The sequence below is a fragment of the Massilistercora timonensis genome (genome assembly GCF_048354975.1).
Lineage (GTDB): Bacteria > Bacillota > Clostridia > Lachnospirales > Lachnospiraceae > Massilistercora > Massilistercora timonensis.
The window spans coordinates 1-21290 of record NZ_DBGCJQ010000075.1 but is presented as its reverse complement, the minus strand read 5'-3'; the positions used below and the strand labels follow the sequence as shown (position 1 = coordinate 21290).

Sequence of the window (21290 nt, the reverse complement as noted above, 5' to 3'; positions counted from 1 at the left end):
ATAATTCTCGGCTTCCCAAGAAGCCGGGATAAGCGGATGTGGCGGAATGGCAGACGCACAAGACTCAAAATCTTGCGGGGGTGACTTCGTGTGGGTTCAAGTCCCACCATCCGCAGTAGAACAGCCTTTCACAGTTGGAAGGCTGTTTTTGTTTTGCCTCCTGGAGATAATTTTCGGCTTTCAAAATATCCGGTTTTAGTGTATACTGGATGATAGCGCAACAGGTGCGCTTATCAGCCGATATTGGAGGCAGATCTGATGAGAGAGAAAATCGTACTGATCGACGGACACAGCATCCTGAACCGGGCGTTCTACGGGGTGCCGGACCTGACCAACTCGGAAGGGCTCCATACCAATGCTGTGTTCGGTTTCTTAAATATTATGTTCAAGATCCTGGACGAGGAGCAGCCGGAGTACCTTACGGTAACCTTCGACGTCCATGCGCCCACCTTCCGGCATGAGCTCTACGGGGATTACAAAGGCACCCGCAAGCCCATGGCTGAAGAATTGCGGGAACAGGTGCCGGTGATCAAGGATGTGCTAAGGGCCATGGGAGTGAAGATCATCGAGCAGGCCGGCCTTGAGGCGGACGACCTTCTGGGGACCCTGTCCCGGCGCTGTGAGGAGCAGGGCCTTGACGTGTCCATTATCTCGGGAGACCGGGATACCCTGCAGCTTGCCACAGAGCATGTGAAGATCCGAATCCCCAAGACAAAGCAGGGACGGACCGAGGTGGAAGACTACAACGCGGATCAGGTGAAGGAGCGCTACGGGGTTACACCTCAGGAATTCATCGATGTGAAAGCCCTGATGGGGGACGCTTCCGACAATATCCCCGGGGTTCCAGGAGTGGGGGAGAAGACGGCCACCAAGATCATAGAGGAGTATCATTCTCTGGAAAATGCTTACGCCCATGTGGATGAGATCAAGCCGCCAAGGGCCAGCAAAAATCTGAAAGAATACTGGGACCAGGCCAGGATGAGCAAGGTCCTGGCAACCATAGAGACGCATGCGGACATTCCCTTTCACCTGGAGGAAGCCAGACGGGGAGACCTTTATACCCCGCAGGCCCACACCCTGTTCCAGCGGCTGCAGTTCAAGAATCTTCTTAGCCGGTTTGACGTCCAGGCGGATGCCAATAAGGTGGAAGAGCATTTCCAGGAAGTGACAGAGCTTTCAGAGATCGAGAAGATCTTCGCGGAGGCGGAGCAGGCGGAGCGGGTAGGAGCGGCTCTTACTGTGGATGAGGAAACGGTGCTTCCCCTTTTCGCCCATGCTTCCGGGTATGGAAGGATCTCTCTTGCCTACGGGCCGGAGCAGATCGTGACCATCCCCTGTTCCATGGAGCTTGGCATGGATGTGCTGCTTGAGAAGCTGTCGGCGCTGGCCGGGAAGGCCGGGGAGTTCGTGATGTGCGGACTGAAGGAATACCTGGATCAGCTGCCGGATCTTAGGGAGGAACATTGTTTTGATCCCATCATCGCCGCATATCTTCTGAATCCGCTGAAAAGCGATTATGATTATACCGATGTGGCCAGAGAGCAGCTGGATCTTCTGATCGACGAGAAGCTGGAGACGAAGAAGAAATCCTGCTATGAGGCCTACACCGCCTGGGCGTCCTGCCCCATACTTGCCGGGAAGCTTCAGGAGACCGGGATGGACCGGTTGTTCCGGGAAGTGGAGATGCCACTTGTCTTTACCCTTCGGGAGATGGAGCGGGCCGGCGTCAAAGTAGAGGCGGTTGCCCTGAAGGCTTACGGCGAACAGCTGGGCGGGCGGATCGTGGAACTGGAGCAGGAGATCTATCAGCTGGCCGGAGAAGAATTCAACATCAACTCACCCAAACAACTGGGTGTGATCCTGTTTGAGAAACTGGAAATGCCCCACGCCAAGAAGACCAAGACCGGGTACTCTACGGCGGCGGAGGTGCTGGACAAGCTGGCCCCGGATTATCCGCTGGTGGCGAAGATCCTGGAATACCGGCAGCTTGCCAAGCTGAAGTCCACTTACGCGGACGGTCTTGCCAACTTTATCGGGCCGGACGGGCGGATCCACGGGAAGTTTCATCAGACGGTGACTGCTACCGGGCGGCTCAGCAGCTCGGAGCCTAACCTGCAGAATATTCCGGTACGGGTGGAACTTGGCAGACTGATCCGGAAGGTTTTCGTCCCGGAAGAAGGCTATGTATTCGTGGATGCGGATTATTCCCAGATCGAGCTCAGGGTGCTGGCCCATTGTTCCGGGGATCCCAATCTGATCCAGGCTTACCGGGAGGCCAGGGACATCCACCGGATCACGGCGTCCCAGGTGTTCCATGTACCGTTTGAGGAGGTGACTCCTCTCCAGCGCAGGAACGCCAAGGCAGTGAATTTCGGTATTGTATATGGCATCAGTTCTTTTGGATTGAGCCAGGATCTAAGCATCACCCGCAAAGAGGCGGCACAGTATATCGAAGATTATTTCCGGACCTATCCGGGGATCAAGAGATTCCTGGACGATGCGGTAGCCCACGCCAGGGAAGAGGGCTACGTGACCACTTTATTTGGAAGGCGCCGTCCGGTGCCGGAGCTTGCTTCCAGCAATTATATGCAGCGGTCCTTCGGGGAGCGGGTGGCTATGAACGCGCCCATCCAGGGGACGGCGGCGGACATTATCAAGATCGCCATGAACGGCGTTGGCCGGAGGCTGAAGGAAGCAAAGATGCGCTCCCGTCTGGTATTGCAGGTCCACGATGAGCTTCTGATCGAAGCCTATCAGCCGGAACTTGCTCAGGTAGAGATGATCCTGCGGGAGGAAATGGAACAGGCGGCATCCCTGGATGTGCCATTGGAGATAGATATGCACACAGGAGAAAACTGGTACGAAGCAAAGTAAGAGGTGAAAGCGTATGAAGATCATTGGAATCACAGGCGGCATCGGAGCAGGGAAGACACAGGTCCTGGAGTATCTCAACAGCAGATACGGGGCCACCGTATGCCAGGCAGATGAGGTGGCAAAGAAACTTCAGAAAAAGGGCGGGGCATGTTATGATGCCATCGTAGAGCACTTCGGCCAGGAGATCCTGGACGAAAAGGGAGAGCTTGACCGGGCGCGGCTGGGAGATATTGTATTCGCAGACCGCTCTCAGCTCTCGGTACTGAACCGGATCGTACATCCGGCGGTGAAGGACGAGATCCTGAAGAAGATCCGCCAGGAAGAAAGGAAGAATACCAATCTTTTTGTGATCGAGGCGGCGCTTCTCATCGAGGATCATTACGATGAGATCTGCGATGAGATCTGGTATATCTATGTGGAGGAGGCGGTCCGCGAGAACCGGCTGTACTACTCCCGGGGATATGACGCGGCCAGGATCAGAAGCATTATGCGGGCGCAGCTTCCCAAGGAAATGTTCCTGGAGCACAGCGACCGGGTGATCGACAACAGCGGCGTGTTCGCGGAGACCATGCTGCAGCTGGACAAGATCATCAAAGAATTGTAGTTGTAAAGGATGGATGAAATACATATGAGACTATGCAGTATTGCCAGCGGGAGCAGCGGAAACTGTATTTATGTGGGAGACGATCACACTCACCTGCTGGTGGACACCGGGATCAGCAAGAAGCGGATCGAGGAAGGGTTAAAGGAACTGGACATCAAAGGTGAGGAACTGGACGGGATCCTGATCACCCACGAACATATCGACCATATCCAGGGACTGGGCGTGTTCAGCCGCAGATATGAGATCCCCGTTTATGCCACAAAAGGCACCATCGAGGGGATCAAAAGCTGCAGGAGCCTGGGAAGCCTGCCGGAAGGCTTGCTGCACCCGGTAGAGATCGACCAGGGATTTGCCCTGGGCGGAATGGAAGTGCGGCCTTTCGCCATTTCCCACGACGCCAACGAGCCTTCCGGATTCCGGATCGAGAATGGGAAGAAAGCGGTGGCGGTTGCCACGGACCTGGGCATGTATGACGGATATACGGTGGAGAATCTAAAGGGCTTAAATGGAGTGGTCCTGGAGGCCAATCACGATATCCACATGCTGGAGGTGGGACCCTATCCCTATCCGCTGAAAAGACGGGTGATGGGAGACAAAGGCCATCTGTCCAACGAGTGGTCGGGACGGCTTCTTTGCGATATCCTGCATGACGGTCTCCAGTATGTAGTGCTGGGGCACCTGAGCAAGGAGAACAATTACGCGGAGCTTGCCTATGAGACGGTGAAGCTGGAAGTCAGCATGGGAGACAATCCCTACCGGGGGGAAGACATTCCCATGATGGTGGCAAAGCGGGACAGCGTTTCACAGGTTATTACATTATAAAGATCATCAGAAAAGAGGAGAATTGAGGGTAAATCTATGGAGAAGATAGCGATCGTAACTGACAGCAACAGCGGGATCACACAGGAAAAAGCAAAAAAGCTTGGCATTCGGGTGCTGCCGATGCCCTTCTATATCGACGGGGAACTGTTCTATGAGGACATTACCCTGACCCAGGAAGAATTCTATCAGCGTCTGGCGGAAGACGCGGATATCTCTACCTCCCAGCCGTCCCCCGCGGAAGTGACAGGACTGTGGGACGAGGTGTTGAAGGATAACGACAAGATCATCTACATCCCTATGTCCAGCGGGCTTTCCAGTTCCTGCGAGACAGCCATGGGACTGGCCCGGGATTATGAAGGGAAGGTCTATGTGGTGGACAACCAGCGGATCTCCATCACCCAGCAGCAGTCGGTGTGGGACGCCATCGAGATGCGGGATAAAGGGATGAGCGCGGAAGAGATCGTGGACGTGCTTATGCGGGAGAAGCTGGAAGCCAGTATCTACATCACTGTAGATACACTGAAATACCTGAAGAAGGGCGGAAGAGTGACACCTGCTGCCGCTGCCATCGGCACGGTCCTGAACTTAAAGCCGGTGCTCACCATCCAGGGAGAGAAGCTGGATGCATTTGCCAAGGTGCGGGGTATCAAAGCGGCCAAGAAGACCATGCTGGACGCCATGGAGAAAGATATCAAGGAGCGGTTCGCCGGGAAGGAAGTCCACCTGGAAGGCGCCTACACCTGCTCTGACGAAATGGCCCAGGAGTGGAAGCAGGAGATCGCGGAGCGGCTGCCGGGATATGACATTGTGATGGACCGGCTGTCCTTAAGCGTCAGCTGCCATATCGGGCCGGGGGCCATCGCCATTGCCTGCAGCAAGAAGATTGAGCTGTAAAATATAGTGAAATGAGAGAAGAACTCTCTGGGATCAGGAATCTCAGAGAGTTCTTTTTGTGATCAGCACCGCACGATCTGCTGCTGGTATTCGTTGATGAAAGGCAGTTTATATTTCTCCGTGATCACGCTCTCATAGAGATCCGCGGCGAAGAGATCCAGCTCCAGCATCCGGGCCGTCGGTCCGGTAAGAGTGTCCCCCTGGGAAAGCTTTGTGATCAGCGGGATCCGGGAATGCTCCTTGATATGGGTAAGGAGAGCCGTACTGTCCTGGCGGAAGCCCAGGACTCTTGCGTAGCCGCAACCGCCGGCCTCATGGAAGGAAAGCATGTCTCCCCTTGTAATTCCAAGAAGAATGTGGAAGAGACAGCGGCTTAAACGGGCGTAAGTCATATCCCGGGTCTTCAGAAGATCACAGAACTGATCCATGGTAATAAAATCATTCCGGTGGTTCCAGATCCGGTTGGCCAGGTCTTCCGTCACATCCTGGTAACGGACCAGAGACTCCCGGGATTCTGTGAGAAGCCGGTACTTGAAGAGCAGGGAGAAATCATTGGCATAGATCGGGTATCTCCTGCGGTGGGTTTCCTCCAGGAAACGGATACAGGCAGGAGGAACCTGGCCTTCCAGACGGGTCAGGGCTTCTGACAGAGTGGGCTCGTCAAAGAGGCCCTCGGACTCCAGGTGGATGGCCTTGCCGGCAGCCTCCAGGAGCCGGCGGATGGCGGAGGCAGAGCTGTAGCTTTCCGACAGATGTTCATCGTGGTAGCCGGACACCTTCCGCTTGATGGTATAGGCCTTGATGGGGCTGTTCTGGCGGCGCAGCGCCTTGATGTACTCAATGCCCAGGATGTTGTTGGGCTGCTCCAGGATCTCTGAGGGCAGTTCATCCCGGAAATATTGCTTCAGCGCCATCTGCCGGGCCAGAGGGAAGGACATTCCCTCCCGGAGGGCTTCCTGCAGGGAGAAGCGGTATTCTTCCGGTTCTTCTGCCGTGACCTGAGCGATCCGTTCCAGAAGGGAGTAATCCCCGCATTCGCTGCCGAAACAGATGGCGTCCACGCAGCCCAGACGCTGGAAGAGGGAGACGGCGCCGGAGGCAAAATATTCCGCACTCCCGGTGGCGTAGCAGACGGGAAGCTCCAGGACCAGAGGGACTCCGGCCTCCAGGGCAACCTGGGCGCGCAGGTGCTTGGGCATGATGGCCGGAGCGCCCCGCTGGACATAGTTTCCGCTCATAAGGGCGATGGCCGCGTCCGCCCCGGTGATGTCCAGAGCCTGTTCCAGATGATAGAGATGGCCGTTGTGGAACGGGTTGTATTCTGTGATCAATCCGACAATTTTCATGAGATTCTCCTTGTATCTTTTTTTCAAATTGATTATACTATAGAAAGGCCGACCAGGCAAATATCAGAAAGGAGGGAGATCCATGGGAGAGGAAAAACGGACCGAGACACCGCAGACACAGGAAGAACAGGACATTCAGGAGTGGGAGAACCCGGATGACCGTCGCCGGCTGACAGAAGATGTGATCCTGGACATGCTGGACCACAAACAGTACAAGGAACTCAAGGAAGAGCTGGAAAATAACATGTATCCTGTGGATCTGGCCGACATTCTGGAAGAATTTGACCAGAAGCACCTGGTGATGGTGTTCCGTCTCCTGGCCAAAGAGGAAGCGGCGGAGACCTTCACTTACATGAACAGCGATATGCGTGAGCTCCTGATCAACGCCCTGACGGATTCTGAGCTGGAAGAAGTTATGGAAGAGATGTACCTGGACGATACGGTGGACGTTCTGGAAGAGATGCCTGCCAATGTGGTGGACAGGCTCCTTCTCGCCACGGACGAGGAGACCAGGACCCAGATCAACCAGCTGCTCCAGTATCCAGAGGACAGCGCCGGAAGCGTGATGAATGTAGACTACATTGCGCTGAGAAAGGAAATGACGGTGGCGGAGTCCATCCTGAAGATCCGGCAGGTAGGTATCAACAAGGAGACCATTTATACCTGTTACGTCACGGAGAAGCGGAAGCTGATCGGCCAGGTGGATGTAAAGGAGCTTCTCACCACCAGTGAGTCCAAGACCATTGAAGAGATCATGGACACCAACCTTCTTTATGCCCACACTACGGACGACCAGGAAGATGTGGCCAATATCATCAATAAATACGGCCTGATCGCGCTGCCTATCGTGGACCATGAGTTCTGCATGGTGGGAATCGTAACGGTAGACGACGCCATGGCGGTACTGCAGGAAGAGACCACGGAAGATATCAGTATCATGGCCGGTGTAAATCCCAGCGAGGAGACCTATTTTGGCACCACCATCCTGGAGCATGTGAAGAGCCGTCTTCCCTGGCTGTTGTTCCTGATGCTTTCCGCTACCATCACCCAGATGATCATGAACAGCTACGAGTCGGCGCTGGCGGTAATGCCCCAGATCGCGGGATTTATCCCCATGCTGACCGGTACCGGGGGAAACTGCGGTTCCCAGAGTTCTACCCTGGTGATCCGCGGGCTGGCAGTGGGAGAGATCGAGTTCGCGGACCTTTTCAAGGTGATCTGGAAGGAAGTGCGCATCGCCGTTTGCATAAGCGTAGTGCTGGCGGTGGTAAACGGGCTTAGGATCCTTGTGATGGGCCAGGGGGATGCCCTGGTGGCGCTGACCATCGGAGTTACCATGGCCTGCACAGTGATCATCGCCAAGGTGGTGGGATGTACCCTGCCGCTGGTGGCCAAGCGGGTGGGGCTGGATCCGGCGATCATGGCAACGCCTCTCATTTCCACGCTGGTGGATATCAGTACTATCAGTGTGTATTTCGCCATTGTAAGTTATGTGTTCCATCTGTAGAAACTGTTTTGAATAATATACATAAGATTCTTGGAAGAGACCTTGTTTTTCAAGGTCTCTTTGTATTATAATAAAAATACTGAGAAAAAATGGAAAGGAGTCTATAATCATGGGATTTATAGATGAAATCAAAGCAAAAGCGAAAACCTGTAAAAAGACGATCGTTCTTCCTGAGACCGAGGACATCAGAACCTACGAAGCGGCAGAGGCTGTCCTGAAGGAAGGGACCGCCAACCTGATCCTTGTGGGAAGCGAAGAAGAGATCGCAAAGAACAAGGGAGATTTTGACATCAGCGGCGCAACCATCGTGGATCCGGCTACTTCTGAGAAGACAGAAGGGTATATTGCCAAGCTGGTGGAACTGCGCCAGAAGAAAGGCATGACAGAGGAGCAGGCAAGAGAGCTGCTTCTTACCAACTATCTGTATTACGGCGTTATGATGGTGAAGATGAAGGATGCGGACGGAATGGTATCCGGTGCCTGCCACTCTACAGCAGACACCCTGAGACCCTGCCTGCAGATCCTGAAGACCAAGCCGGGGACCAAGCTGGTATCCGCTTTCTTCGTGATCGTAGTACCGGACTGCGACATGGGAGCGGACGGAACCTTTATCTTCGCGGATTCCGGTCTGGAGCAGAACCCGGATCCGGAGAAGCTGGCGGCCATCGCACTTTCTTCCGCAGATTCCTTCCGTCTTCTCACCGGCAAGGAGCCTATCGTGGCAATGCTGTCCCATTCCACCAAGGGAAGCGCCAAGCACCCGGATGTGGACAAGGTGGTAGAGGCGACCAGGATCGCCAAGGAGAACGCGCCGGAAGGCCTGCAGCTGGACGGAGAATTCCAGCTTGACGCAGCCATCGTTCCGGAAGTGGGAGCCTCCAAGGCGCCGGGCAGCCCGGTAGCAGGCAAGGCAAACGTACTGGTATTCCCGGACCTTGACGCGGGCAACATCGGATACAAGCTGGCCCAGAGACTGGCCAAGGCAGAGGCTTACGGCCCGCTGACCCAGGGCATCGCCGCTCCGGTCAACGACCTGTCAAGAGGCTGCAGCGCCAAGGATATCGAGGGCGTAGTAGCGATCACAGCCGTACAGTGCATGGCAGAGGACTAAATCATTAACGAACATACATTTTAAATAAAGAGAGGGAAAAGAAATGAATGTATTAGTTATCAACTGCGGAAGTTCTTCTTTGAAATTCCAGTTAATCAACTCTGAGTCCGAGGAAGTCCTGGCAAAAGGACTCTGCGAGCGGATCGGCATCGACGGACGCCTGACCTATCAGCCGGAGGGCGGAGAGAAAGAGATCTCTGACAAGGCAATGCCTACCCATACCGAGGCGATCCAGTTCGTGATCGACGCGCTGACCAACGAAAAGACAGGTGTTGTGAAGAGCCTGGACGAGATCGGCGCTGTGGGACACCGTGTGGTACACGGCGGAGAGAAGTTTGCCAACTCTGTAGTGATCACGGACGAGGTGGTAAAAGCCATCGAAGAATGCAACGACCTGGCGCCGCTGCACAATCCGGCCAACCTGATCGGGATCAGCGCCTGCCAGAAGCTGATGCCGGGGACACCGATGGTGGCTGTATTCGACACCGCTTTCCATCAGACCATGCCGGAGAAGGCTTATCTCTATGGCCTTCCTTATGAGTATTATGAGAAATACGCAGTACGCCGTTACGGATTCCACGGGACAAGCCACAGCTTCGTATCCAAACATGCGGCCCAGTTCCTGGGACTGGATCTTGACAACTCCAAGATCATCGTGGCTCACCTTGGAAACGGCGCTTCCATCAGCGCAGTGCTGAACGGAAAATGTGTGGACACCTCCATGGGTCTTACCCCTCTGGAAGGCCTGGTAATGGGAACCCGGTCCGGCGATATGGATCCGGCCATCATGGAGTACATTTCCAAGAAAGAAGATCTGGACATTGCAGGCGTGATGAACGTATTGAATAAGAAATCCGGTGTGCTGGGACTTTCCAAGAACCTGTCCAGCGACTTCCGTGACCTGGAAGAGGGCATGAACAACGGCAACAAGTATGCCAAGGCAGCCATGGAAGTATTCTGCTACCGGGTAGCGAAATACATCGGTTCCTATGTGGCGGCCATGAACGGCGTAGACGCTATCGCCTTCACTGCAGGGATCGGCGAGAACGCAGGCACCGTCCGTAAGATGGTAGTTTCCTATCTTGGCTATCTGGGGATCACTCTGGACGAGGAAGCCAACAAGAAGCGGGGCGAGGATCTTCTGATCTCCACGGCAGATTCCAAGGTAAAAGTCGCCGTGATCCCGACCAACGAAGAGCTGGCCATTGCAAGAGAGACGGTAGCGCTGGTATAAAAGCTGGAAATTCAATGGTTTGTGGTTGACAAACGTATTTTTCGTGATATAATAGTTTAGGTGTGGATAGGAGTAATTAACGATGTTATTAGACCTGTCATGTGTTTTGTCTGAACAACACACAATGATCCAACAGGATGTACCGGTGGAGATGGAGGATTTCGTCCTGGGGGGAGAGCATTTTCCCATCCTTCGGAAAAGTCCGCCGTCCATCACGGTGGAGTACGTGGAGGAGCGCAAGCTCCAGATCACGGGAAAAGCAGAGTTTCTTTTTTCCATTCCCTGCGACCGGTGCCTGACCCCGGTGGAGACGCCGCTTATGGTGGATTTCTCAAGGAAGGTCAGCCTGGACGATCAGGAAGAAACCAACTATATTGACGGATATACGCTCGATGTGGACCAGCTGGTCCGCAATGAGATTCTCATAGGGTGGCCGACGAAAATTCTGTGCGGCGAAGACTGTAAGGGGATTTGCAGCGTATGTGGTCAAAACCTGAATGAGGGAACTTGTGACTGCGAAGACACAAGCCTTGACCCTAGAATGTCAGTTATCCGCGATGTGTTTAAGAATTTTAAGGAGGTGTAACCTATGTCGATCTGTCCAAAGAACAAATCTTCAAAAGCCAGAAGAGATAAGAGAAGAGCTAACTGGAAGATGAGCGCGCCGAACCTGGTAAAATGCAGCAAGTGCGGCGAGCTGATGATGCCTCACAGAGTGTGCAAGGCCTGCGGCTCTTACAACAAAAAAGAGATCATTCCTCAGGACTAAGAACAACTGAGACGATGAGAAAAAAGATCAGGAAGAATGCCCGGTTGCAGTGTTCTTCCTGATTTTTTTCAATTAGGGACAGGGTATTTTCAATCTGGGACGTGGTATTTCTGAAAATACCACGTCCCCAATTGAATAAAGATATTGATTTTTAGAAAAAGGTCTAGTAGAATTATGTCAGTAGCGCGAGGAGGAATCATTGATCATGACGGAGATGACAACAGTAGCTTTGGACGCCATGGGCGGGGATAACGCGCCGGGCGAGATTGTAAAGGGAGCGGTCCAGGCTGTGGCGGATCGTCCGGATATCCATGTCTGTCTGGTGGGACAGGAGGAAGTAGTCCGCCGGGAGCTGGAAAGAAACGGGTATTCCGGGGATCAGATCGAGATCGTGAACGCCACGGAAGTGATCGAGACGGCGGAGCCGCCGGTGAATGCTATCCGCAGGAAGAAGGATTCATCCATTGTGGTGGGAATGAAGATGGTAAAGGAAGGAAAGGCAGACGCCTTTGTCTCAGCCGGAAGTTCCGGAGCGGTCCTTGTGGGAGGACAGGTGATCGTGGGAAGACTCAAAGGTGTGGAACGTCCGCCCCTTGCCCCACTGTTCCCCACGGCAAAGGGAGTAAGCCTTCTGGTGGACTGCGGAGCCAATGTGGACGCCAGACCCTCTCATCTTGTCCAGTTTGCCAAGATGGGTTCCATCTACATGGAACACGTGATGGGGATCGCCAATCCCAAGGTAGGCATCGTCAACATCGGCGCGGAGGAAGAGAAAGGAAACGCGCTGGTGAAGGAGACATTCCCTCTTCTTAAGGAAGCGGAAGGGATCAACTTCATCGGAAGCGTGGAAGCCAGAGAGATCCCCAAGGGTCAGGCAGATGTTGTGGTCTGTGAAGCGTTTACGGGAAATGTGATCCTCAAGCTATATGAAGGATTGGGTTCCGTTTTCATGGACAAGATCAAAGGGGGAATGATGACGTCTTTCAGGAGCAAGATCGGCGCGCTTATGGTGAAGCCGGCGCTGAAGAAGACGCTGAAGACATTCGACGCCTCCGAGTACGGCGGAGCGCCGCTTCTGGGCCTTAACGGACTTGTGGTGAAGACCCACGGAAGTTCCAAGGCGCAGGAGGTGCGCAACACCATCTGGCAGTGCTGTACGTTCAAGAAACAGGGAATCAACGAAAAGATCAGGGAATGTATCCAAACAGAGCAGAACATTGCCCAGGGATAAAGCAAAGAGTTAGAAAAAGGAGAAAAAGAGTATGGAATTCGAGAAATTACAGAATATCATCGCGGATGTATTGAACGTGGACAAACAGGAGATCACCATGGAGACCAGGTTTGTGGACGATCTGCAGGCAGATTCTCTGGATATCTTCCAGATCATTATGGGGATCGAGGAGACTTTTGATATCGAGATCGATAATGAGGATGCGGAAAAAATCGCTACGGTGGAGGATGCTGTAGAGCAGATCAAAGCGGCGACCAGTAACTAGGCACAGGTTTTAGGAAGAAATGAAAAAGCCCGGCAGGGCTTTTTCATTTTATGGAGCAGGAACAGATGAAGCAAGATTTATTGGAATTAGAGAAAAAGGCGGGATATCAGTTTCACGACCGCCGTCTCCTGGAGCGGGCCATGACTCATAAGTCCTACATCAACGAAGCCCACATGGAGAAATATGAAAGCAATGAACGGCTGGAATTCCTGGGGGACGCGGTGCTGGAGCTGGTGACCAGCGAGTTTTTGTTCCAGGATGAGGCAAAGTTCCCGGAGGGAGAGCTGACCCGGATGCGGGCCAGCATCGTCTGCGAGCCGGCGCTGGCATTCTGCGCAAGACAGCTGGATCTTGGAGGGTATCTCCGCCTGGGAAAAGGGGAGGAGGCCACCGGCGGGAGAAACCGGGATTCTCTTACATCAGACGCTCTGGAGGCGCTGATCGGCGCGATCTATATGGATGGTGGTTTTACTAACGCGAAAGAGTTTATCCACAAGGTGGTACTCAGCGACCTGGAGAACAAGAAGCTCTTTTTCGATAGCAAGACTATCCTTCAGGAGGTTGTGCAGGCCAGATTCCGGGATCAGCGGGTGACCTACCGCTTGATGGGGGAGGAAGGGCCGGATCATGACAAATCCTTCCGGACTGCCGTGTGCATCGGGGATGAGATCTACGGGACCGGCACGGGCCACACCAAGAAGCGGGCGGAGCAGGAAGCGGCGTATCACGCCCTGCTGGAATTGAAAAAGCAAGAGATAAAGTAGGTGGAGTATGTATTTAAAAAGTATCGAAGTGCAGGGTTTTAAGTCCTTTGCCCATAAGATCAAATTTGATTTCCATAACGGGATCACCGGGATCGTGGGGCCTAACGGAAGCGGGAAGAGCAACGTGGCCGATGCGGTCCGCTGGGTGCTGGGGGAACAGAGAGTCAAGCAGCTGCGGGGCGGCAGTATGCAGGACGTGATCTTCTCCGGGACAGAGAACCGCAAGCCCTTAAGCTATGCCTCTGTGGCCATCACGCTGGACAATTCCGATCATCAGCTGCCCATCGATTACGAGGAAGTAACGGTGGCCCGGCGGCTGTACCGCTCCGGAGAGAGCGAGTACCTGATCAATGGGAGTCTGTGCAGGCTGAAAGATGTGAATGAGCTGTTCTACGATACCGGTATCGGTAAGGAAGGGTATTCCATCATCGGACAGGGCCAGATTGACCGGATCTTAAGCGGAAAGCCGGAAGAGCGGCGGGAACTTTTTGACGAGGCGGCCGGGATCGTGAAATTCAAGCGCAGGAAGAATCTGTCGGTCAAGAAGCTGGAGGAGGAACAGCAGAACCTTCTCAGGGTCAACGACATCCTGGCTGAGCTGGAGAAGCAGATCACGCCTCTGGAGAAGCAGGCGGAGACTGCCAGGGAATATCTGCGGAAAAAGGAGGAGTTAAAGACTTACGATATTAATATGTTTCTTCTGGAGACAGCTCGGATCCGGGAGCAGATCCAGGGGATCGAAGGAAAGCTTGCTGCTACCCGTCAGGAGCTTGCAGAGGCAGGCAGCGCCTATGCGGATATGAAGCAGGAGTACGAGGCGGTAGAAGAGCAGGTAGACGGCATTGAGGCGGCCATCGAGAAGGCCAAGAGCCAGCTCAATGAGACCACTATGCTGAAACAGCAGCTGGAGAATCAGATCGCCCTTCTGCGGGAGCAGATCCACAGCGCCCATATGAACGACGAGCATTACGACCAGCGGGCCAAGACCATCGAGACAGAGCTTCTGGACCGGGAGGGCCAGCTGGCCGGACGCCAGAAGGAACAGGAAGAGATCAAAGGGGAACTGGAGAAGAAGCAGGCCCTGGAGAATCAGGCAAGAGAGGAACTGATCACAGTCCAGACCAGGATCGCCACCTTGTCTGCCTCTATTGACAAGAATAAAAGCGATATCATGGAGCTTCTCAACAACCGGGCTTCCACCAAGGCCAAGATCCAGAAGTATGATACCATGCTGGAACAGATCCAGGTGCGCCGGGAACAGCTTTCCCGCCGGGCGGCAGAAGCGGAGGAAGAAGCCGCTTCCCAGGAGAAACAGCAGAACGGATATCTGGAAGAGCTGGAGCGCATTTCCGGGGAGATCCGGACCCTGGCCGCCGAAAACCGGGAGTATGAAGAGAAGATTGAGACGATCCAGAAGGATCTGGCAGGACGGACGGAGAAGTTCCGGATCGGCCAGACTGCCTATCACCGGGAGCAGTCCCGGCTGGAGTCCCTGAAAAATATCACTGAGCGCTACGATGGCTACGGCAACAGCATCCGGAAGGTGATGGACCACAAAGGGCAGGAACCAGGCCTTCTTGGCGTAGTGGCGGACCTGATCAAAGTGGAGAAAGATTACGAGATCGCCGTGGAGACCGCTCTGGGAGGCAACATCCAGAATATCGTCACCTCCGATGAAGAGACGGCCAAGCGGATGATCCGTTTCCTGAAACAGAACCGGTTCGGGCGTGCCACCTTCCTTCCTCTTACCAGCATGAAGGCAAGAGGCGGGATCCAGCGGCCGGAAGCGTTAAAGGAAAAGGGCGTGATCGGCGTGGCCGACACCCTGGTAAAAAGCGATCCGGCGTACCGGGAACTGGTGGGCTATCTGCTGGGGCGGACCCTGGTGGTGGACAACATTGACACAGGAACGGCCATTGCCCGGAAATACCAGCAGTCCCTGCGGATCGTAACCCTGGAGGGCGAGTTGATCAATCCGGGGGGATCCATGACCGGAGGTGCATTTAAGAATTCCAGCAACCTTCTCAGCAGAAGGCGGGAGATCGAAGAATTTGAGAAAACCGTGCGGCAGCTGAAAAAAGAGATGGATGAATTCGAGGCAGAGTCAGACCGGCTCAGGCAGGTACGGGCCGGCTGCTATGAGAAGGTTGAGGAGATCAAAGAACAGCTCCAGAAATCATACGTAGTCCAGAATACGGCAAAGATGAACGCGGACCAGGCGGGGGCCAGAGTGAAGGCTTCCAGGGATCTGGTGGAGGACATCCAGAAAGAGGCTCAGGATCTGGACCGGCAGATCACAGATATTGTGGACAATCAGGAGTCCATCAATGTGGAGCTGGATACGTCCCAGGAGCTGGAAGTCCAGCTGACGGCCAAGATCGAAGAGGAGCAGGCAGTTCTGGATCAGGAGCATGAAGTTGAGACCGAGAAGCAGAAAGTTGCGGAAGAAATGCATCTTGTCTGCGCCGGTTTGGAGCAGAAGTATGATTTTGTGCTGGAGAATGTGACCCGTATCCAGGATGAGATGGAGAAATTCCAGGAAGAACTGAAGGAACTGGAAGAAAACAAGGGTGGCACATCCAGGGAGATCCAGGAGAAAGAGGAAAAGATCCAGGATCTGAGGCAGACCATCGAGAATTCCGGAGAATTGTTCCAGGAGATCCAGGCAGAGATCGAGAAATACAAGAACCAGCGGGAAGAACTGACCAGGAAGCACCGGTCCTTCCTCCAGAAGCGGGAAGAACTGTCCGGCCACATGGCAGAGCTGGACAAAGAGGTATTCCGTCTGGAGAATCAGAAGGAATCCTATGAGGAGGCTTCCCAGAAGCAGTATGATTATATGTGGGAAGAGTATGAGCTTACCTACAACCGGGCGCTGGAGCTGCGGGACGGCAATCTTACAGACCTGGCCAAGATGAAGCGGCGGATCCAGGAACTGAAAAATGAGATCCGGGGATTGGGCAATGTGAATGTCAATGCCATCGAGGATTACAAGAATCTGTATGACCGCTATGATTTTCTGAAGAAGCAGCACGACGACCTGGTGGAGGCGGAAGCCACACTGATGCAGATCATTGAAGAGCTGGACGCTGCCATGCGCAAGCAGTTCCAGGAGCAGTTTGCCCGGATCTCCCAGGAGTTCGACCAGGTTTTCAAAGAGTTGTTCGGCGGAGGAAAGGGTACGCTGGAGCTGATGGAGGACGAGGATATCCTGGAGGCAGGGATCCGGATCATCGCCCAGCCGCCGGGCAAGAAGCTGCAAAATATGATGCAGCTCTCCGGAGGGGAGAAGGCTCTCACAGCCATCGCGCTGTTGTTCGCCATCCAGAATCTGAAGCCTTCGCCCTTCTGTCTGCTGGACGAGATCGAGGCTGCGCTGGACGACAACAATGTGGTCCGCTTTGCCAAGTATCTTCATAAGCTGACCAAAAACACCCAGTTTATCGTGATCACCCACCGGAGGGGCACCATGACGGCGGCGGACCGGCTGTACGGGATCACCATGCAGGAGAAGGGGGTATCTACCCTGGTATCCGTCAGCCTTCTGGAAGGAGAACTGGACAAATAGATTTTATTGAGAAAGGAGTGCAGGATGGCAGAGGAAAAGAAAGGATTTTTTCAAAGACTGGCAGACGGACTCAGCAAGACCAGGGATAATATCGTATCCGGTATGGACAGCATTTTCAATGGATTTTCTCATATTGACGAGGATTTCTATGAGGAGCTGGAGGAAGTTCTGATCATGGGGGACCTTGGGGTGCAGGCCACGGAGAATATCCTGGATGATCTGAGAGAAAAGGTAAAAGAACAGCATATCAAGGAGCCTGCTGACTGCCGGGAGCTTCTCATCGAGAGTATCCGGGAGCAGATGGATGTGGGAGAGACAGCGTATCAGTTTGAGACCCAGACCTCCGCGGTCATGGTGATCGGTGTCAACGGCGTGGGCAAGACTACCACCCTTGGCAAGCTGGCCGGGAAACTTAGGGCCCAGGGCAAGAAGGTGGTGCTGGCGGCGGCGGATACCTTCCGGGCCGCGGCAGGAGAGCAGCTGAAGGAATGGGCCGGAAGGGCGCAGGCAGAACTGATCGGCGGCCAGGAGGGGGCGGATCCCGCTTCTGTGGTCTATGACGCGGTGGCAGCGGCCAAAGCCCGGCACGCGGATGTACTTCTCATTGACACTGCCGGACGGCTTCACAACAAGAAGAACCTGATGGAAGAACTGAAGAAGATGAACCGGATCATTGACCGGGAGTACCCGGAAGCATTTCGGGAGACGTTAGTGGTACTAGACGCAACCACTGGACAGAATGCCCTTCAGCAGGCCAGGGAATTTAGTGAAGTGGCGGATATCACCGGCATTATCCTTACCAAGATGGACGGGACGGCCAAGGGCGGGATCGCAGTGGCGATCCAGGCGGAACTTGGGATCCCGGTAAAATATATCGGTGTTGGAGAGACCATTGACGACCTGCAGAAATTTGATGCGGATGCCTTTGTGAACGCATTGTTTTCTGTGGGGACAGAGAGTGAGTAAAGAATACGAAGAGGAGGATGAAAGGATGTTGACACTGGAGAAATTTGAACAGGCAAGTGAGATCGTGAAGGATGTGACCCTTCCCACCAAGCTGGTTTACAGTGAGTATCTGAGCCAGCAGAGCGGCGGGCGGATCTATCTGAAGCCGGAGAACATGCAGAAGACCGGCGCGTACAAAGTGCGGGGCGCCTACTATAAGATCAGCACCATGTCAGAGGAAGAAAGAGCCAAAGGGCTTGTGACAGCTTCCGCCGGGAACCATGCCCAGGGCGTGGCATTTGCGGCTCAGAAGTTCGGGTGTAAGGCAACCATCGTTATGCCGACGGTCACCCCCCTTATCAAAGTCAACCGGACAAAGAACTATGGGGCGGAAGTAGTGCTCCACGGGGATGTCTATGATGATTCCTGCGCTTATGCGCTGAAGCTTGCGGAAGAGACCGGGGCCACATTCGTTCATCCCTTTGACGATCTGGATATTGCCACCGGCCAGGGAACCATCGCCATGGAGATCGTACAGGAGCTTCCCACTGTGGATTATATTCTGGCGCCCATCGGCGGAGGCGGGCTGGTGACAGGGATCTCTACTCTGGCGAAGATGCTGAATCCCAAGATCCAGGTGATTGGCGTGGAGCCTGCCGCCGCTGCCAGCATGACCGCGGCCTTCCAGGCAGGAGAGCCGGTAGCTCTGGACAGCGCGGACACCATCGCCGACGGTACTGCGGTTAAGAAGGTGGGAGAGAAGATCTTCCCGTATGCGAAGGAAAATATCGACCGGATCCTGACAGTGCAGGACGACGAGCTGATCGGCGCATTTCTGGATATGGTAGAAAACCACAAGATGATCGTGGAAAATTCCGGCCTTCTGACAGTGGCTGCGCTGAAGCAGCTGGACCTGAAAGGCAAAAAGGCAGTAGCAGTTTTAAGCGGCGGAAATATGGATATCATCACCATGTCCTCCGTGGTACAGCACGGCCTGATCCAGCGCGACCGGATCTTCTCCGTGTCCGTGCTGCTGCCGGATAAACCGGGCGAACTGGTGCGTACAGCCAAGACCGTGGCAGATGCCCAGGGCAACGTTATCAAGCTGGAGCACAACCAGTTTGTCAGCACCAACCGGAATGCGGCGGTAGAGCTGAGGCTTACCATCGAGGCCTTCGGAACCGAGCATAAGCACGAAATCATGCAGGCGTTGGAAGATGAAGGCTTGCGGCCGAGAGAGATCGGAGCGAAATTGTATTAATTTTATAAGAGGACGTAGCCTTTTTGAACTTTACTACGTCCTAAATTGCAAAATGCGGTGTACCCAAATGGCGAGTTGTTGGAGTTGTTTGAATTGTCAATCCTTCATCTCGCCATTTTTCTATGTGGAGGGATAAAACTTTCGAAGTTTTCTGGAATATCTATACAAAATCGTTGCGAATTATTTTTGGCAGGTATTGACAGGAAATGTATAATTGTATACAATTATACGAAGAAACAATTCGAAGAGGTGAAAGTTATCATGGAAGACAGGAAGGTATATCTGGACAAGCATACGAATCTTTTGCAGCTGGAGGAGCACATGTATCCGCTGGTGGATGTGGAAAAGCCAAATGTGTTCCGCAATCTGTTTCATTATGATGAGATTCCGAAGATCGCGTTCAACGACAGGATCGTGCCACACTGCATGCCGGATGAGATCTGGATCACGGATACCACGTTTCGCGACGGCCAGCAGTCCCGGGCGCCTTACAGCACGGATCAGATCGTGAAGCTGTATGATTATCTCCACCGGCTGGGCGGGCCGGAGGGGAAGATCCGCCAGTCGGAGTTCTTCCTTTACAGCAAGAAGGACAGGGACGCTGTCTATAAATGTCTGGAGCGGGGATATCGTTTTCCGGAGGTGACCAGCTGGATCCGGGCCAACAAGAAGGATTTTGAGCTGGTGAAGGAGATCGGCCTGAAGGAGACCGGCATCCTGGTGAGCTGCTCGGATTACCACATTTTCTATAAGCTGAAGACCACAAGAAAGAAGGCTATGGAGCAGTACCTTTCTGTTATCCGGGAATGTCTGGAGACGGGGATCAGCCCCAGGTGTCACCTGGAGGATATCACCCGGTCGGATATCTATGGGTTTGTGATCCCCTTCTGCCTGGAGCTTATGCACCTGATGGAGGAGTACAAGATCCCCATCAAGATCCGGGTGTGCGATACCATGGGATATGGGGTCAATTATCCGGGCGCGGTGATCCCCCGGTCTATCCCCGGGATCATCTACGGCCTGCGGGTACACGCGGGAGTTCCCAGCGAGCTGATCGAGTTCCACGGCCACAACGATTTCTACAAAGCGGTGAGCAATTCTACCACTGCCTGGCTCTACGGGGCATCCGGGGTGAACTGTTCTCTCTTCGGGATCGGGGAGCGGACCGGGAATACGCCACTGGAAGCCATGGTCTTCGAGTACGCCCAGCTGCGGGGTTCCCTGGACGGCATGGACACCACGGTGATCACGGAGATCGCGGACTACTATGAGAAAGAACTGGGTTATAAGATCCCGGCCAACACTCCCTTTGTAGGAAATAACTTTAATGTGACCAGAGCCGGGATCCATGCGGACGGCCTTCTCAAGAATGAAGAGATCTACAACATTTTCGATACGGAGAAATTCCTGAACAAGCCGCCCCGTGTGACGGTATCCAATACCTCAGGCCTTGCGGGGATCGCTCACTGGATCAATACCTATTACCGGCTGACCGGGGAAGCGCAGGTGGATAAAAACTCCGCTCTTGTGCAGAAGGTGAAAGCCTGGGTGGACCAGGAATATGAGAGCGGCCGCGTGACCGTACTGACGGACGAGGAACTGACCGCAGTGATCGAGACTGCCTGCCGGGAACTGGGGATCCGGCTTGATTAATCCCGACCGTGGAAAGAGCATTTGCAGGGGAGAAGGAGAGGAAATATGGAAGAATATCAGGATCAATCGCTGAGAGGAAAAGTATTTCACAAGCTGAGAGAAAATATTTTATCCGGAGTCTATCAGGATCATGAGGAACTTAGGGAGGCCGCCATCGGAGAAGAGATGGGGGTGAGCCGCACGCCGGTGCGGGAGGCCTTACGTCAGCTGGAACTGGAAGGACTGGTGACCCTGGTTCCAAACCGGGGAGCCTATGTGACCGGGATCAGCAGCAAGGACGTGCGGGATATCTATGAGATCCGCTCCATGCTGGAAGGGCTGTGCGCCCGGTGGGCCACGGAACACATTACGCAAAAAGAGATCGAAGCCCTGGAGGAAGTGATCCTGCTGTCGGAGTTCTACCTGAAGAAACCGGGTCAGGAACAGGCCAGGCAGGTAGCGG

18 protein-coding genes and 1 tRNA gene are annotated in these 21290 nt (G+C 54.1%); 18 read left to right on the top strand and 1 reads right to left on the bottom strand.

Going from position 1 to position 21290, the window contains the following annotated elements; all coding sequences use genetic code 11:
* Positions 1–32 precede the first annotated feature (32 nt).
* From ACML7B_RS07100 to ACML7B_RS07080, 5 genes are all read left to right on the top strand, one after another.
* A tRNA-Leu gene (locus tag ACML7B_RS07100) sits at positions 33–115 on the top strand.
* Positions 116–258: 143 nt separating this feature from the next.
* Positions 259–2874 (top strand): DNA polymerase I, encoded by a 2616-nt coding sequence (polA, locus tag ACML7B_RS07095; RefSeq protein ID WP_418540198.1) that lies wholly within the window; start codon positions 259–261, stop codon positions 2872–2874.
* 13 nt (positions 2875–2887) lie between these two features.
* On the top strand, positions 2888–3478 hold the full coding sequence (gene coaE, locus ACML7B_RS07090; RefSeq protein WP_418540195.1) for a dephospho-CoA kinase: 591 nt from the start codon (positions 2888–2890) through the stop codon (positions 3476–3478).
* 24 nt (positions 3479–3502) lie between these two features.
* Positions 3503–4300, top strand: coding sequence for an MBL fold metallo-hydrolase (locus tag ACML7B_RS07085; RefSeq protein ID WP_346708292.1), 798 nt, complete (start codon positions 3503–3505; stop codon positions 4298–4300).
* A 36-nt stretch (positions 4301–4336) separates the two neighbouring features.
* On the top strand, positions 4337–5194 hold the full coding sequence (locus ACML7B_RS07080) for a DegV family protein (protein ID WP_418540192.1): 858 nt from the start codon (positions 4337–4339) through the stop codon (positions 5192–5194).
* 62 nt (positions 5195–5256) lie between these two features.
* On the opposite strand, the gene ACML7B_RS07075 is transcribed toward ACML7B_RS07080, so the two are convergent.
* The gene (locus ACML7B_RS07075; protein ID WP_418540189.1) at positions 5257–6540 is read right to left on the bottom strand and encodes a nucleotidyltransferase; all 1284 of its coding nucleotides are present in this window, start codon (positions 6538–6540) and stop codon (positions 5257–5259) included.
* A gap of 82 nt (positions 6541–6622) precedes the next feature.
* Here ACML7B_RS07075 and mgtE point away from each other — a divergent pair, with 82 nt between their 5' ends.
* From mgtE to ACML7B_RS07010, 13 genes are all read left to right on the top strand, one after another.
* The gene (gene mgtE, locus ACML7B_RS07070) at positions 6623–8047 is read left to right on the top strand and encodes a magnesium transporter (protein WP_418540187.1); all 1425 of its coding nucleotides are present in this window, start codon (positions 6623–6625) and stop codon (positions 8045–8047) included.
* 109 nt (positions 8048–8156) lie between these two features.
* Positions 8157–9158: a phosphate acetyltransferase gene (pta, locus tag ACML7B_RS07065; RefSeq protein WP_106788115.1), complete on the top strand. Its 1002-nt coding sequence runs from the start codon at positions 8157–8159 to the stop codon at positions 9156–9158.
* Positions 9159–9201: 43 nt separating this feature from the next.
* Positions 9202–10392: an acetate kinase gene (locus tag ACML7B_RS07060; protein WP_418540185.1), complete on the top strand. Its 1191-nt coding sequence runs from the start codon at positions 9202–9204 to the stop codon at positions 10390–10392.
* Positions 10393–10516: 124 nt separating this feature from the next.
* The gene (locus ACML7B_RS07055; RefSeq protein ID WP_418540182.1) at positions 10517–10978 is read left to right on the top strand and encodes a YceD family protein; all 462 of its coding nucleotides are present in this window, start codon (positions 10517–10519) and stop codon (positions 10976–10978) included.
* Positions 10979–10981: 3 nt separating this feature from the next.
* Positions 10982–11161, top strand: coding sequence for a 50S ribosomal protein L32 (gene rpmF / locus ACML7B_RS07050; RefSeq protein ID WP_004606185.1), 180 nt, complete (start codon positions 10982–10984; stop codon positions 11159–11161).
* A 205-nt stretch (positions 11162–11366) separates the two neighbouring features.
* Positions 11367–12392, top strand: a complete 1026-nt coding sequence (gene plsX, locus ACML7B_RS07045) for a phosphate acyltransferase PlsX (RefSeq protein WP_418540180.1) — start codon at positions 11367–11369, stop codon at positions 12390–12392.
* 31 nt (positions 12393–12423) lie between these two features.
* On the top strand, positions 12424–12657 hold the full coding sequence (gene acpP, locus ACML7B_RS07040) for an acyl carrier protein (protein WP_106788119.1): 234 nt from the start codon (positions 12424–12426) through the stop codon (positions 12655–12657).
* Between the two features lie 65 nt (positions 12658–12722).
* Positions 12723–13421 carry a ribonuclease III gene (rnc, locus tag ACML7B_RS07035; protein WP_418540177.1) on the top strand — a complete coding sequence of 233 codons (699 nt, stop codon included), beginning with the start codon at positions 12723–12725 and terminating at the stop codon, positions 13419–13421.
* Positions 13422–13428: 7 nt separating this feature from the next.
* The gene (smc, locus tag ACML7B_RS07030) at positions 13429–16989 is read left to right on the top strand and encodes a chromosome segregation protein SMC (protein ID WP_418540174.1); all 3561 of its coding nucleotides are present in this window, start codon (positions 13429–13431) and stop codon (positions 16987–16989) included.
* Positions 16990–17013: 24 nt separating this feature from the next.
* Positions 17014–17955: a signal recognition particle-docking protein FtsY gene (gene ftsY / locus ACML7B_RS07025; RefSeq protein ID WP_418540171.1), complete on the top strand. Its 942-nt coding sequence runs from the start codon at positions 17014–17016 to the stop codon at positions 17953–17955.
* Between the two features lie 25 nt (positions 17956–17980).
* On the top strand, positions 17981–19195 hold the full coding sequence (gene ilvA / locus ACML7B_RS07020) for a threonine ammonia-lyase (RefSeq protein ID WP_106788122.1): 1215 nt from the start codon (positions 17981–17983) through the stop codon (positions 19193–19195).
* A 261-nt stretch (positions 19196–19456) separates the two neighbouring features.
* Positions 19457–20848: a 2-isopropylmalate synthase gene (locus ACML7B_RS07015; protein ID WP_346708305.1), complete on the top strand. Its 1392-nt coding sequence runs from the start codon at positions 19457–19459 to the stop codon at positions 20846–20848.
* Positions 20849–20893: 45 nt separating this feature from the next.
* Positions 20894–21290 (top strand): GntR family transcriptional regulator (locus tag ACML7B_RS07010; RefSeq protein ID WP_418540167.1); only part of this gene is annotated, 397 nt, incomplete at its 3' end.